Below are 13,230 nucleotides of genomic sequence, written 5' to 3'. Positions count from 1 at the left end.
TATTATTCCATTGTTGGCACGGATTCCAACTACTTAAAATTTGCTCGGATCTTTTTTCCAGCTATCGAATTTTTTCCTCAGCTCATCTACGGCATTCAGGTCTTCGCTATTGCCTAAAACAACCAGGTTTATAGCCGGTTTTTCCTTGTCGTCGGTAGGTTTATAAACAGTCAAGAAAGCACTAAGGGCTTTCCTGTCTCCGCAACGTTTGTCTCCACCGTGTTTAGAGCCTGCCTCTAAAGCCAACATCAATACATTTTCGATGCTTAAGCCAGCTTTTTGGGCTTTAAGTGCGACCTGCATAATTTCTTTTACTTCGTTAGGGCTGCTGAGGATATTGCCCTGAACAGAAATTCCCTTGGCAGTTAGGGTACCTTTACTTTCATAGGCTAATTTGCCGGTATAGGTTGCCGCATTATTGATGTATTTCAAAGTGATAACGGCATATTGTTGCTCTTCGGGATCGAATTGAGGATCACGCAAGGCTTTTATAATTTCGTCAGGCGAGGCATCAGCCATGATCATTTCCAATCCTTTTGCCCGAGCCATGTCATTGCTCATGGCCTGTACGATAATGGCGCCCTGCCCAGGTGCAATGGCTCCAATTCCGTAAACACTGTAAGTACAGGAGGCACCCGCAATGCCAATTTCCTTGGTTTTTGGGTCGATTACAATAATTGACCAAGTAGCATGGGCATAAAGAGAGGCAAAGAGCAAAAATACGCTAAGGGTGAATTTTATTTTTTTCATTGAGAAGAGCTATTTAAGGTAAGCGCAAGGAACATTTGTTGGGGTATAATCTACATCGAAACCAACCTTGAGCAAAAGCGAAACCACTTTGGAAATGCTTGTTTCGTCTCTGTGCATCTGTGGCAAAAGCCCCATCATGGCATAGCTAATTGGATTTACTGCCGGAATAAATGTTTCCCAGTCGTAGCCTTTGCCCCAGATCAATCCGGTAACGGTTAATTTCACATCGGCCCCTTGGGCAATTAGGAAATTCAGCATGTTCCAAGAATTGTTTGAATTTTGATTGACGGTATGAAAAATGGGCGTTTGTCCACCAAATCCATTACTGTCTAATCCTGCTTTTGCATTTACATCGGCTCCGCATGCTACCAATGCCTGGGCACAGGTAAGGTGATTAAACTCGGCACAGATATGCAATAGCGAAGCTTCAAACAAAGGGGTATAGGCGCAGCGCAAAGCGTATTTATGATGTATGGCATCTCTGTTTTTGGCTAATTGCGAGTTGAGGTAGTGTGCATCATCCAACAATACGGCCAATAGCACTTCATCCTTAACAGAGAGCCCATAATCTACAAATGTTCTTACACAGTCCTTAAATCTTGGTGTTCGGGTATATTCGCTCGTCAGTTGATTGATAAGCGGTTCGTTCCTAAAATAATCGTTCGGACTTACGCCGTTCTCGAAACATTCTTTTATGCCTGCCACAGAATGGATTTCGATCTCTCCAATAAGGCGCTGTAGGTAGTCCATGGCTATTTTTTAGGGTAATTAAATTTACAAAAACTAATTTGCATTGAGCCAATTAATTATTGCCCCGCGTATTTTACCAAGTCTATGCCGATGCCGTTTGGATCTTGGATGGCGAAATGCCTATCGCCCCAAGGCTCGTTGCGCAGATCGATCTTGATTTCGACACCTTTCTTTTTTAATGCCTGATAGAGTTCATCCACATCATCCACCTCAATGGTGAGGTACATGCCCTGACCCTGAAAAGCCGGTTGGAAAAGCGGCTGTTGCGAAGGATGGTTAGGTAACAAGAAACTGATTTCTGCCTCTTTGTTCGGCGTATGCAATAAAAGATAGAATTCGTTTTCGAAGGTTACGCCGAAGCCAAGCGTGTTTACATAAAAAGCCTTTGTGGCTGCCAATTTTGAAGTTACAATACCTGCGTTGAGTTTCATTTTGCTTTGTTTTTTAAGGGTTGAACTGTTTTGTGAATAAAGACTGGTGCTTAGCAACACCAAGGCAATTAGGGTGGTTAACTTTTTCATGAGCTGTGATTTGTTAAGCCAAAGTTCCATGAAATGTAGGAGCCCGTATTGTAAAAAACGGACAACTTATCTTCCGAAAGCCTTGCTGGGAGTAACACCATACAGGGTTTTAAATTCTTTGATAAAATGGGCCTGGTCATAATAGCCCTGATTAAAAAAGAGCTTGTTTTGGCGCAGGCTTTGCGAAGAAGGCTTTGCCCTCAAAATGTTTTGGAAGCGCACCACTTTGCTGAAGGTTTTTGGCGTATCGCCGATATAGAACTCAAAAAGCCTGCGCAATTGTCGCGGACTAATGCCTGTATCCAAATCCTTTTCTACATCGAGCACGCCAAAGTTTTTCAAGATCAGGGCAATGGCTTGGTATAAACGCGGATCGTTGTTGAGGCTTAGGGTGGAGAGATGATTTAAAAAGTACCGGTCAAAGCTGGCTTTGAGCTGAGCCGGTGTTTGGTTGGGCTTAAAATGATTGGCGATGAATGTTGCTGTTGCAGGAACAACTGTACTCAGCTGTTCAAAACGGTTGCTCAATGTTGAAGCATCTACTTTAAAAAGTTGCGGAAAGGCGGCTGGTAAAAAGCGTACGCCTATATAGTTGAAGTTTTGCTGAAGCGGAAATTCAGTATATTTTTTGCAGAAACCCATTACAAAATTTTCTTCAGGCTGGTTAAGCTCGAAAAAGATGTCGATGCAGCCATCGGCCACAACACGATAACAAAATGGCTCATCCAGCTCTACAGTGGTTTTCAATTGCCAATAGCAATAAATGTAATCCTGCAATTTCAGATCGGGCAGAAACTCCTGGTAGGTTACATTTATTGCCGATTGTTTGATGCTGGGCTGAATAGGCGTGTACAGCTGCCTCATAATGCCTCGAGATTAATTGGCTTGCGAATTGTCGTAATAGGTAAAATCTTTGGTAATCAATCCGTTTTCGATGGTAAATATCGTACAGATAGGCAACTCAAATTTAGATTTGTCAGGAGCTGTGCCTGTAGAGATAAATTCGACAACGATATTCTTGTCGCCCGCTGGATAAATGTTGATAATGCTGTCTCTAACGTCTGGAAACATGTGCTGCAGCTCGCCATATTTTTTTATGGTTTGCTCTCGCGACTGCTTTATGATGCCTATGCCTAAAGACGGATCTTTAAAATCGGCGGTTTCTGTATACATTCCGGCCATTTTTGTCCAATCGTGTTTGTTGAAATGCTCAAAATACTGTTTGATTAGTGTTTCGTTGGTGCCGGCATTTGTGCTTGGCTGGTTTTTGTTGGCGCAAGAAAACAAGAGCGTACAAGCAAATAGAATAAAGCTTAGGGATTTCATGAAGTGGTTAGTTAGGTTTTTGGTTGTTTATCTTCTATAAAGATAATGGTGATTAATAGAAATACCATTTATTTTAAAGATAATCGAGTTGATGTTTGATTATTGCTATTCGTGAAAGGTATAACCAATATGCTCATCATTTGGACAACACCACCGTAGTAAATTTCCGATCAACCCAATCGCCCATTTTCGTCTTTACATTTTCTGTTTGCTCATCTACTTGGCCAATTTGGAAGGGAGTAGTGGCAATCAAATCCTTCATTTTCTGAATGCTATACAATTCGAAGCCAAATTGGGTAAAGGGCAAGGTTTCCATAAAATGCTTATCGATAAAAGTAAGGCAAAACTTTCCTCCAGGTTTTAAGACCTGATAGATTGATGCAATCAGTGTTTTAGGCTCCGCCCAAAAATAAATGGTATTAACGGTAAAAATTTTATCAAAACGATTTGCCGGAAAAGGGATATGCATACCATCATACAAGTCAAAACCAGCTTTGCCTTGGGCTATAAATTCCTCATGCGAAGCCTGTGCTTCCTGGTTCATCAACTCGGATAATTCTAGCCCATTGTAATGAAGATTGGTAGCCTGATCAAACAAATGGGCAAGGTGACCGCAATTGCCATGTCCCAATTCGAGTACCTGATCGCCATCTTCGAGCTGAAGGTTTTTGATGGCGTTTTTGGTCATTCCCATATTGGTTTCGTTCATCATACGGGCCATTTCGGTTCCCTTTTCGCCACTGGGTTGCCTCAATTGGGTTGCCATTTCTTTAAGTTCGTCGTTTTCCATAACGCTAAATATAAGAAGTATTCAATAGGGTTTTAAATAGAGTACGGGAAAACCAGTAGCTGAAAATACAGAATTACGAGGATTACAGGGGCGTTTTGTATGGGTTACCTTTGTAAGGATAAAAGATCTATAAATTAAATCTACAAATAAAATGAAAAAGTTAATCAACTTCTCAGTTGTGATCATGCTATTAACAACTACTATTTTAACTTCTTGCTCTAAGAAAAAGGATTCAACGCCTGCCGGGAAAAACATTAAATATACGGTTACGATGGCAGGTGTAACAGATGCCAATGGAAATGTTCAAGTGACGGTGGGTGGGAGTACAGGTTCAATTAATGATAAAACCTTATGGAAAATAAATGGAGCTACCCAAAACAATCAATCATTTGTCGATTTTGATGAGACTGACTTTTTTGGTGGTACTAAAACGTACGTAATCGAATCTGTAATGCCAGTAAACAACTCGACTTTAAATATCCTTTGCGGGGTTTTTAGTCAAGGCCAGACTTATACGGTTAGTTTGAAGGTAGAAGTAGATGGTAAAGTAGTTCTGGATGAGAGCAATTTTGCCGTGGCTTACAATAGAGACTACAAAAAAGCTTTACAGTATTAAGCTACATTTTAATTCCCTGAAAACCCAAAAGGCAAATGCTTTTTGGGTTTTTTTATTGCCGTTTAATGAGTAAAATTTCATCGTTCTCTAACGCCAGATAGCCATATTCATAGCAAAAGAAATAAGTGCCGCCGTTTGTGGTTACATGGGTGTGGGTGTAGTAATTGAAATCAAATCCTTTTTTGAGCAGCGCCAACCGGCCTGTTTTAACCATTCCATCGGCATTTTTCGTTTTCAGGATTTCACGGTTCTTTTTTAGGGTTTGATTGACCTGTTTCAGAAAGCTATAATCATCAGCCTTTAAATGGTTGTTGTAATTGCTGCGGCATTGATCGTCGCAAAATTTTTTATCAGCCCGCCCCTTAATCGGTGCGTTGCAGTCCAGGCACAAGCGTTCCATAGCGTTAATTTTTTGCTTGGGATGACTATCCAATTTACAAAAACAATTGAAGATTGTCCAGCGCGATATCCGATTATAATTTAATATCCGATTATACACGGATATAAATGCTTATCCTCCGATTATTGATTTGCCAAAGATCAATTTTGTTTTGTCGGCAGTGAATTGCTGCTGGTCGTTAATTATTTAGTCACTTTAATTTGAAGAACATGGAAAATGTAACAAACAAGGTAGTATTGAGTGGGTATGCCGGTGGCGATGCCGATGTGAAGGTCTTATCTGGCAATCAGAAATTGGCACGTGTAAATTTGGCGGTGAACGAGCATTTTAAAAATGCAATGGGCGAGGAGGTGAAGAAAGTCCAATGGTTTACTTTGACTTTTTGGAATGCCAAGGCAGACTTTGCCGAGGCTCAGATCAAGAAAGGTATGCACCTGCGCATTGAGGGCAGGTTACAGAGTGGCAGCTATGAAGCCAAAGACGGAAGCAAGCGCTATACTACAGAAATAGTGGTAACTGAGGTTAACACTAAGGAAACAACTGCCGAAAGTTAGTTTTGTTGCATGGGGGCGCCAGCAATGGCGCCCTTCTTGCCTATAATTTAAGGGCTACACTGGTATAATAGTTAATCCCTGCAGCCGAATTATAAAATCTATTGCTGGCTGCATTGAGGTCATTGCCTAAACTATAAGTACGGTCAAACAGGTTATTGATGCCAAAATCAATGCTTAAAAGCTTCTTGCCCAAGTTTAGATTTCTAGCGCCAATTTTAAAGTCGATGAGATGGTAACTGTTTGCTAAAAAAGTATTGGCATCATTTAGCGGAATTGAGGAAGTAAAGCTATGCTGAACAAAAAGATAAACATACTTTTTAACATCCAGCTCTACGCTATTCACCAAAACATGGTTGGGTACGCCAGTTAAACGATTTCCAGAATAATCTTGTGCTGCATTCTTGAAATTGGTAAACCTGTAGTGATTATAGGTATAGGCAGCATTTAATTGTAAGCTGTTTACAAAGCGGTTGCTATTGCTTGGCAATATAGCCCATGACGAAATCAGTTCTGCGCCCTTTTGCTTGGTGCCCCCTGCATTGATAAAGTACTCGATGTCGCTGGCATTCAGTCTCCTCACAATGGCACCGCTTAAACGGAACTCATAAAGATTGCCATCGATATAAAAACGTTGATCACTGGTCTTAAACCTCAAGCCAGCCTCGTAGTTCCAGCCTGCCTCGGCTTGTAGGCTCGTATTGATCACATTATCTGATGAGCGTACTTCTGCCAGTGTAGGGGGCGAATAGCCTCTGCTTACTGAAGCTCGAAGCGCCAATGCGGTGTTTATTAAAAAAGAGCTTGCTATTTTAGGCATCAGTCTTGCGCTAAAATTTCGATGCCTTTCGGCAATGCTGATGGGGTAATAGCTTTGATAGCTATACTTGAAAAAGTTAAGGCTCGAACCTAATTCAAGCAGCCATCTTTCATTTACATCAAAATTCATTTTCAAAAAGGCAAAGCGCTGACGGGCATCAAGGTCGTCAATCGCTTGTGGCGAAGTGTCTACCCCTTTATTATTATCGAAGTTCCGAACCTTGCTTTGGGTATTGGCCATTTCTACCCCAGCTTGGATATTGTATTTTAAGCTGGCGATTTTACTGTCGAACTCTACAAACGTTCTAAGCCCTACCGTATTCTCCTTGCGCTTCTCGTAATTGGTAATGAAAGGATTTTTAAAATCGGTATAAGTGCCGAATAACGCAATCAGATGTTTAAAATGTTGATTGAATTGGTATTGATGAGCCAATCCGCCAAAAATACTTTGGTTGTAAATGCCAGCCTGTTGGGCAATGGCGCCAGGTAGGGCAGGCGTTGCTGGTCTTGCCAATTTGGGATTGTCTGCCAATTGCTGTTGCGTTAGTCCGCCAGGTGTCTCGTACTCCAGGTCACTTAAAAAAACGAAGGCTTTTAATTGGCCTTTAGGGCTGTAATCCCACTGTTGTGTAGTTTGGATATATTTTCTTTGAAGAGCACTGTTTTGCCTATAGCCATCACTTCTTTGATAGCCTTGGGTTACATTGAGACGATAATTTTTATAAGCTTGGTTCACACTTGCCGTTTGATGGAAAAGGCCGTAAGAGCCTGCATCAATGCCAATTTCGATTTCGTTCTTTTGGCTCAGTGCTGGACTAATGAGCAGCGCACCGCCAGTATTGGCGCCAAAAGTGCTGGCTTCTGGACCCTTATAAACTTCCATCGTACCAACGCCTGCCAAATCAATTAAATTTAGATAAGTATTGCCACCCGCATCTGTTAAAGGAAAATCAGACAGATATATTTTTACATTCCGGATGCCAAATGGGGATCTCAATAAACTTCCGCGCAGGGAAAGACGATAGCTGCCTGGCGAACGTTCTTCCATTCTTGCTCCTGGCACTGTATTCATTAGGCTTACTAAAGAAGCCCTTGGCTGATTTCGGAATTGATTGCTGTCTAAAACATTTACAGCAGCTGTAGCTCTTAACAAAGTCTGTGGATTGTAATAACCCTTGACAATTACTTCATTTAGCTTTTTTGTGCTGTCTGGAGTCAAGGTCTGGGCATGGGCAATGGAAACAGCAAATAGAAATAGGGACGTGGCAATTAATTTCACTCGACTAGATTTAATAGGAACAATAGGTCAATGGCAATGCGTATGGTTAACGCCTTTTCAAAGGTATATTCAAATATAAACTAGTTTTGTCAATTTTTTGATAGGTGTTAAATAACAAAGGCTACCCCTCCGGGCAGCCCTTGAACTCACTAAGCTGTTTACTTTAAAAACAATCTTTAATTAGTTTATTTTAAGGCCAATTTCGCCTTCATCTATTCCGGTAATATTTTTATCGTTGAACAAGGTAGATTTTGCCTGTAGCATTTTCAGTAAGGCATCGGTAGTGCCTGCATGCTTAACGGTGATTTTTGAACCATTAGAATTGAATTTCATGGTGCTTTCGGTAACACCTTTGCAGGCTTCGATATCAGCTTTCATTTGCTTGATCGTTGATAAAGTGCCACCATTAATAGAAACAACGGTTGTGATGCCCTCTGCTTCTGCTTTTTTCTTTTTGCCAAACAGGCCAATCAGTTTATCCGCAGTATTTTTGGCATTATCTACTGTATTGCCCACTTGTTGAGCCTTTCCAATTCCACGGTCAACCGCATTTTGAGCAGAGGCGGTTGTTGCGCAAAACATTAACGCTGTAGCGCACATTAATAAGATGTTTTTCATAACTTGTTATTTAAATTTCTAACTGAAATAATTTTTTCGTGTTTAGAGGCGTTATTTATTTGTGTTTCGAGCGTTAAATTGTATAGTCAAACTTAAGGGCTAAAAACGCAATTTTAAATACCTGCATGTAGTGAATTTCATCTACTGGTTTTCATGGATTTTTACTGGTTTCCTTTATAAAAGCTTCGCAATTGGTTAATTTAACCTCTTAATTATGCGAAAAGCCTACCTCTTTTCATTGCTGGTTGTCCTATTTACCTGTCTATTCGTGCATAAAGGCCATTGCCAGTCGCTAAAATTGAAGCAAGACAGCCTTAAGGTGAGGATCGCATTGGCAAATTTTGAGCAAATACTGAACAAAGACCCTAAAAAAGCAAAGGCTTATTTGGATGAAGCTCAATCGCATGTCGGAAACAATGCCTTTTTGGCTGGGATCACTACCTTTTTTGAAGGAAAATACGAACAGCAGGTGAACAGTTCTTTAGATGGAGCACTTTATCTCAAAAGTTATTCGCTTTTACATTCCTATCACACTAAAGAAGCTTATTTTTTTAGTGGAAGAGCATTATACAATCGCGCAGTGCAGCTACAGTTTTCAGATGCCAAAAAATCTTTGGATTTTGCGCTTAAAGCCACTCCAATAGCGGCGAAAAGTGAAGACAGTACATTAATTAGTAGCGTTAACTCGTTCATTGGGGTTGTTTTTAGGAATAATGGCGACTACGAAAAATCAATACCTTACTTGGCACAGGCCAATCGATATACCAAAAAGAAAAATTATCAGGGACTAGTTGATTCGTACGTGAACTGGGCGGGTTCTTATAACTATTTGAATAAGAACAAAGAAGGCAAACGATTATTAGATAAAGCAAAATCGTATTTGCCTTTTTTGCCTGAAAACAGCCGAGAAGAAATATACTATTATCAGGGAGAAGGGCTGTATTTTGGAAGGAGTGGCGTTTATCAAGATGCTTTGGCAAGTTATGATAAGGGAATAGCAATTGCCAAGCGCACCAACGATAGGTATGCGGAACAAGGGCTGCTGAAATTAAAAAGCGTAACTTTTATTAAACTCAAAAAGTATCCAGAAGCCGTCGAAATTATGCTTTACCTAAGCAGGCAAAAAGAATTGATGGCGGTGGCAAATAATAAGAGAATGTTGTACCATGATTTGGCCGAAACCTACATGGGAATGAATAATATGGCAGCCGCTTTTGAATGGCAAAAAAAATATAGCCTGTTGAACGACAGTATCCATAATAGCCGATTAAAGAGCGAAATCAATGGTCTAGAAATCAAGTATAGAAATGTAGAAAATAAAAAGAAAATCGCTGCGCTTCAATTTGCCAATTCCGAAGCACAGCTCAATGCCAAAAACAATCGCTTATTGAGTTGGCTATTGGGTAGTATTTTGGTATTGTTGCTTTCTATCGGTGCTTTCTCTTTCATCCAGTTGCGGAACAAGAAAAAGCTGGCCGAGCAAAAAGAGCTTAACTATCAGCAAAAGATTATAGAAATGACCCAACAGCAGGAGCTGGCTTTAATGAAGGCCATATTGCAGGGCGAAGAAAAGGAAAGAAACCGGGTGGCAAGAGATTTACACGATGGTTTAGGTGGACTTTTGGCTGGCGTAAAACTCAATTTATCGGCCATTGCCGCAGATGATAGTTACGAGGTGCACCGGCATTTGCATGCCGTAATTAAGCAATTAGATGGCTCAGTAACCGAACTTCGGCGAATTTCGCATAACCTAATGCCAGAAACACTTACTAAATTTGGTCTCGATGCCGCGATTAGAGAATTGATAAGCGTTCTTTCTAAGCAGGAGCAACGCATAGATTACCAGTCTTTTGAAATCCATGAAGATATAGCACCCCAGGTACAAACGCATATCTATCGCATTGTGCAAGAATTGCTGGCCAATGCCGTTCGCCATTCGCAGGCGAACCATATTTTGCTACAGTGCAGCCAGAACGAAGCCATTTTTTTGATCACGGTAGAAGACAATGGTATAGGTTTTGAACCAAAGACAAACGTACAAGGCATGGGCCTGAAAAATATACGGAATAGGGTACAATACCTCAAAGGAAATTATGATATCCGTACCGCAAAAAATAAAGGAACAACTATAAATATTGAACTCAATGTTACCTGAAAAAATCACTTTGGCCATAGTAGACGATCATCCGATCGTGATTGAAGGCCTTAAACTTTTGCTCATCGATAAAGAATATATCGATATCGCCGGCTCTTTTAATACAGGTGCTGCATTTCTGAATTTTTTAACTGGAGTAAAAGTCAATATCGTATTACTTGATATTACTTTGCCAGATAAAAACGGACTGGATTTATGCAGAGACATTAAACAACTGAGCCCCGAAACCTATATCATTATGCTGAGCAACCATAGCGAGCGGAGCATTATCATGCAGGCTTTGCAAAATGGAGCAAGCGGTTATTTGCTTAAAAATGCATCAGCCGATGAGTTAATGGAATGCCTAAACATTGCTATTAGGGGGCAAATTGCACTTAGCGAGGAAGTAAAGGGGATTATGGCGCGTCCATCTACCATTATGCCACAGGGATTTCCTACGTTAACCGGTAGGGAAAAAGAAATCTTGCCCTTAATTGCCGAAGGCCTAACCACAGTTGATATTGGTACAAAGCTTTTTATTAGTCCGCTCACCATAGAAACACATAGGCGAAACTTAATGCAAAAGTTCGGAGCTAAAAATGTAGCCGAATTGATCAAGTTGGCAACTTTACACGGATTGACTTAGGTTTTTAAAGTAGGTTAGTTGATCCTGTTTTTTTGATCGCAGAGCCCAAATTTAGATGAAGTATGAAAAAAATAGCAATCATATTGTTGTTGTCGTTAGTGTTTGCAGGTGCAGGCAAGGCACAAGTGCCACTAAATGCCAAGCATTATGCAGATAGCTTAAGCGCATTGCTTAAGCAAAGTATAGCCAAGCAAGAAAGGGCAAAGACCAATTTTTTATTGGCAGAGTACTGGGCAGACAATGATAATGGTTTGGCTGTCCGCTACCTCAATCAAGGACGAGAGTTGAGTGTTGGGAATAGCTACTTACTGGCACTTGCCAGCTATTACCAGGGCATTGTATGGAGTTCAAACCGGCCAGAACAAGCTGCTCTGGCCTATCAAAAAGCCAACAGCTTGTTGCTAAAATTCAAAACAAAGGAAGCATTAATGTATCAGGCCAAAAGCTGGCGTAATTTTGCGGTACTGCAGAAAAGAAAAGATGATCATCAGTTATATGTAGATCTATTGCTGAACAAGGTTATTCCCCTGATCGTAAAGGTAGGAGATAGTGTTTACCTCGGCAAAAACTACCTCGATTTGGCCATTGGCTTTAAAAATATCCAAGATTTTTCGAAAGCAGAAACCTATCTCTTGCTGGCAATTAAAACATTAAAAGATAACCATGCGCCTGCCACTTTTTTGGCATCGGCCTACCATACCTTGGCAGAAAACTACGTGCTTACCGGAAAAATCAAAGAAGCAGGACCCTTGCTGGAAAAAATGAAAGCGCTTTTAGAACCTGATCCCGATTCTAAACTATGGCTTGATTATTATGCCGGACAGGCCATGTACCTGACCATGTCGGCCAAGTTTGAACAGACATTTGCGAACTTGGATAAAGGGATTTTATTAGCTCAAAAACTGAAGGATTCCTATGCCGAGCAGAGGCTTTTGCTCCAAAAGTTCTATGCGCTTTATAACCACAAAGATTATACGGAGGCCCGCGATTTGATGATCAGGCTCATGCAGCGAAAGGAAATTATGTCCCTAGCAAACAATAGGGTTCAAATGTATTATGGGTTGGCGCTCACTTATTCAGATCTGAAAGACATGACGAATGCTTTTTCGTGGATGAAAAAATACAGCGAATTGAGCGATAGCTTAAGCCAAAGCAAGATCAAGAAAGACATCAATGCCTTAGAAATCAAATTCCGCAATGCCGAGAACCAGAAAAAGATAGCGAAACTGCAGCTGGCCACTGTTCAGAATGAGCTGTCTCTCAAAAATAACCGATTGCTCAGCTGGTTCTTGGGAAGCATAAGCGTGCTTTTATTGGCTATTGCGATCTTGTCTTTTTTCCAGTACAGAAATAAAAAGAAACTGGCCGAACAAAAAATAAAAGACATGGAACAGCTTCAGGAGCTGATGGTGATGAAGGCTATTCTGCAAGGCGAAGAGAAGGAAAGAAACCGGGTGGCACGCGACTTGCACGATGGTTTGGGTGGTTTGTTAGCTGGTGCTAAACTGAGCTTGTCGGCCATGAGTGCCAATAGGGAATATGAACACCAGTTGGGTGGCCAGTTAGACAAGGTGATCAATCAGTTGGATATATCCGTAAAAGAGCTGCGGCGCGTTTCCAGAAACCTTATGCCCGAAACTTTGACTAAATTTGGTTTAGACGTAGCGATAAATGAACTTTGCGAAACTTTATCCGAAAAGGATCTAAAGATCAATTACCAATCCTTTGATATCAGTAAGAAAATTCCTTCGCAGGTACAGATCCATATTTATCGGATTGTTCAAGAGCTGTTAACCAATGCGGTTCGTCATGCCAAAGCAAAACAGATTATGTTGCAATGCAGCCAAAATGGCGATCGTTTTTATATTACCATCGAAGATGATGGCATTGGTTTTAACTCAAAAACAGTGAAGCACGGAATGGGGCTCAGCAATATTCAAAACAGGATCGAATACCTAAAAGGCAACTATGAAGTGAATTCAATAGTAAACCAAGGCACCAGTATCAATATTGAGCTGAATGCGGCTTGA

Annotated in this window: 14 protein-coding genes; 5 read left to right on the top strand and 9 right to left on the bottom strand. The window is 40.8% G+C overall.

The window, feature by feature from the left end; genetic code table 11:
- Positions 1 to 33: 33 nt before the first annotated feature.
- From AC570H_RS12785 to AC570H_RS12760, 6 genes are all read right to left on the bottom strand, one after another.
- A complete protein-coding gene (locus AC570H_RS12785) occupies positions 34 to 750 on the bottom strand; it encodes a DUF1028 domain-containing protein (protein ID WP_497355381.1) in 717 nt (238 codons plus the stop codon).
- A 9-nt stretch (positions 751 to 759) separates the two neighbouring features.
- A complete protein-coding gene (locus AC570H_RS12780; protein ID WP_497355379.1) occupies positions 760 to 1,500 on the bottom strand; it encodes an ankyrin repeat domain-containing protein in 741 nt (246 codons plus the stop codon).
- Positions 1,501 to 1,556: 56 nt separating this feature from the next.
- On the bottom strand, positions 1,557 to 2,021 hold the full coding sequence (locus AC570H_RS12775) for a VOC family protein (RefSeq protein ID WP_497355377.1): 465 nt from the start codon (positions 2,019 to 2,021) through the stop codon (positions 1,557 to 1,559).
- Between the two features lie 66 nt (positions 2,022 to 2,087).
- Positions 2,088 to 2,885 carry an AraC family transcriptional regulator gene (locus AC570H_RS12770; RefSeq protein WP_497355375.1) on the bottom strand — a complete coding sequence of 266 codons (798 nt, stop codon included), beginning with the start codon at positions 2,883 to 2,885 and terminating at the stop codon, positions 2,088 to 2,090.
- A gap of 12 nt (positions 2,886 to 2,897) precedes the next feature.
- Positions 2,898 to 3,347 carry a nuclear transport factor 2 family protein gene (locus AC570H_RS12765; protein WP_497355373.1) on the bottom strand — a complete coding sequence of 150 codons (450 nt, stop codon included), beginning with the start codon at positions 3,345 to 3,347 and terminating at the stop codon, positions 2,898 to 2,900.
- A 136-nt stretch (positions 3,348 to 3,483) separates the two neighbouring features.
- Positions 3,484 to 4,137, bottom strand: a complete 654-nt coding sequence (locus AC570H_RS12760; RefSeq protein WP_497355371.1) for a class I SAM-dependent methyltransferase — start codon at positions 4,135 to 4,137, stop codon at positions 3,484 to 3,486.
- Between the two features lie 151 nt (positions 4,138 to 4,288).
- On the opposite strand from AC570H_RS12760, the gene AC570H_RS12755 reads away from it, so the two are divergent.
- Complete coding sequence (locus AC570H_RS12755) at positions 4,289 to 4,753, top strand: hypothetical protein (RefSeq protein ID WP_497355369.1); 465 nt, start codon at positions 4,289 to 4,291, stop codon at positions 4,751 to 4,753.
- 52 nt (positions 4,754 to 4,805) lie between these two features.
- Here AC570H_RS12755 and AC570H_RS12750 read toward each other — a convergent pair whose 3' ends face one another.
- Positions 4,806 to 5,153: a hypothetical protein gene (locus AC570H_RS12750; RefSeq protein WP_497355367.1), complete on the bottom strand. Its 348-nt coding sequence runs from the start codon at positions 5,151 to 5,153 to the stop codon at positions 4,806 to 4,808.
- Between the two features lie 209 nt (positions 5,154 to 5,362).
- On the opposite strand from AC570H_RS12750, the gene AC570H_RS12745 reads away from it, so the two are divergent.
- Positions 5,363 to 5,707, top strand: a complete 345-nt coding sequence (locus tag AC570H_RS12745; RefSeq protein WP_497355365.1) for a single-stranded DNA-binding protein — start codon at positions 5,363 to 5,365, stop codon at positions 5,705 to 5,707.
- Between the two features lie 40 nt (positions 5,708 to 5,747).
- On the opposite strand, the gene AC570H_RS12740 is transcribed toward AC570H_RS12745, so the two are convergent.
- Both AC570H_RS12740 and AC570H_RS12735 read right to left on the bottom strand, forming a co-directional pair.
- Positions 5,748 to 7,802 carry a TonB-dependent receptor gene (locus AC570H_RS12740; protein WP_497355363.1) on the bottom strand — a complete coding sequence of 685 codons (2,055 nt, stop codon included), beginning with the start codon at positions 7,800 to 7,802 and terminating at the stop codon, positions 5,748 to 5,750.
- A 180-nt stretch (positions 7,803 to 7,982) separates the two neighbouring features.
- On the bottom strand, positions 7,983 to 8,420 hold the full coding sequence (locus tag AC570H_RS12735; protein ID WP_497355361.1) for a hypothetical protein: 438 nt from the start codon (positions 8,418 to 8,420) through the stop codon (positions 7,983 to 7,985).
- Between the two features lie 214 nt (positions 8,421 to 8,634).
- Here AC570H_RS12735 and AC570H_RS12730 point away from each other — a divergent pair, with 214 nt between their 5' ends.
- The 3 genes from AC570H_RS12730 to AC570H_RS12720 all read left to right on the top strand — a co-directional run bounded on the left by AC570H_RS12730 (position 8,635) and on the right by AC570H_RS12720 (position 13,230).
- Positions 8,635 to 10,575 (top strand): sensor histidine kinase, encoded by a 1,941-nt coding sequence (locus AC570H_RS12730; protein WP_497355356.1) that lies wholly within the window; start codon positions 8,635 to 8,637, stop codon positions 10,573 to 10,575.
- The gene (locus AC570H_RS12725; protein WP_497355354.1) at positions 10,565 to 11,200 is read left to right on the top strand and encodes a response regulator transcription factor; all 636 of its coding nucleotides are present in this window, start codon (positions 10,565 to 10,567) and stop codon (positions 11,198 to 11,200) included. The genes AC570H_RS12730 and AC570H_RS12725 overlap by 11 nt, the downstream gene beginning before the upstream one ends.
- A 62-nt stretch (positions 11,201 to 11,262) precedes the next feature.
- On the top strand, positions 11,263 to 13,230 hold the full coding sequence (locus AC570H_RS12720) for a sensor histidine kinase (RefSeq protein WP_497355352.1): 1,968 nt from the start codon (positions 11,263 to 11,265) through the stop codon (positions 13,228 to 13,230).

This window comes from Pedobacter sp. B4419, assembly GCF_059693725.1.
This window is presented reverse-complemented; position numbering and strand designations above follow the sequence as displayed.

What these genes read in the sequence shown, in the direction of transcription:
- AC570H_RS12720 (WP_497355352.1), top strand. Translation starts at nt 11,263, where the DNA reads ATGAAAAAAATAGCAATCATATTGTTGTTGTCGTTAGTGTTTGCAGGT.
- AC570H_RS12780 (WP_497355379.1), bottom strand. Translation starts at nt 1,500, where the DNA reads ATGGACTACCTACAGCGCCTTATTGGAGAGATCGAAATCCATTCTGTG.
- AC570H_RS12770 (WP_497355375.1), bottom strand. Translation starts at nt 2,885, where the DNA reads ATGAGGCAGCTGTACACGCCTATTCAGCCCAGCATCAAACAATCGGCA.
- AC570H_RS12735 (WP_497355361.1), bottom strand. Translation starts at nt 8,420, where the DNA reads ATGAAAAACATCTTATTAATGTGCGCTACAGCGTTAATGTTTTGCGCA.
- AC570H_RS12745 (WP_497355365.1), top strand. Translation starts at nt 5,363, where the DNA reads ATGGAAAATGTAACAAACAAGGTAGTATTGAGTGGGTATGCCGGTGGC.
- AC570H_RS12730 (WP_497355356.1), top strand. Translation starts at nt 8,635, where the DNA reads ATGCGAAAAGCCTACCTCTTTTCATTGCTGGTTGTCCTATTTACCTGT.
- AC570H_RS12755 (WP_497355369.1), top strand. Translation starts at nt 4,289, where the DNA reads ATGAAAAAGTTAATCAACTTCTCAGTTGTGATCATGCTATTAACAACT.
- AC570H_RS12760 (WP_497355371.1), bottom strand. Translation starts at nt 4,137, where the DNA reads ATGGAAAACGACGAACTTAAAGAAATGGCAACCCAATTGAGGCAACCC.
- AC570H_RS12785 (WP_497355381.1), bottom strand. Translation starts at nt 750, where the DNA reads ATGAAAAAAATAAAATTCACCCTTAGCGTATTTTTGCTCTTTGCCTCT.
- AC570H_RS12750 (WP_497355367.1), bottom strand. Translation starts at nt 5,153, where the DNA reads ATGGAACGCTTGTGCCTGGACTGCAACGCACCGATTAAGGGGCGGGCT.
- AC570H_RS12765 (WP_497355373.1), bottom strand. Translation starts at nt 3,347, where the DNA reads ATGAAATCCCTAAGCTTTATTCTATTTGCTTGTACGCTCTTGTTTTCT.
- AC570H_RS12775 (WP_497355377.1), bottom strand. Translation starts at nt 2,021, where the DNA reads ATGAAAAAGTTAACCACCCTAATTGCCTTGGTGTTGCTAAGCACCAGT.
- AC570H_RS12725 (WP_497355354.1), top strand. Translation starts at nt 10,565, where the DNA reads ATGTTACCTGAAAAAATCACTTTGGCCATAGTAGACGATCATCCGATC.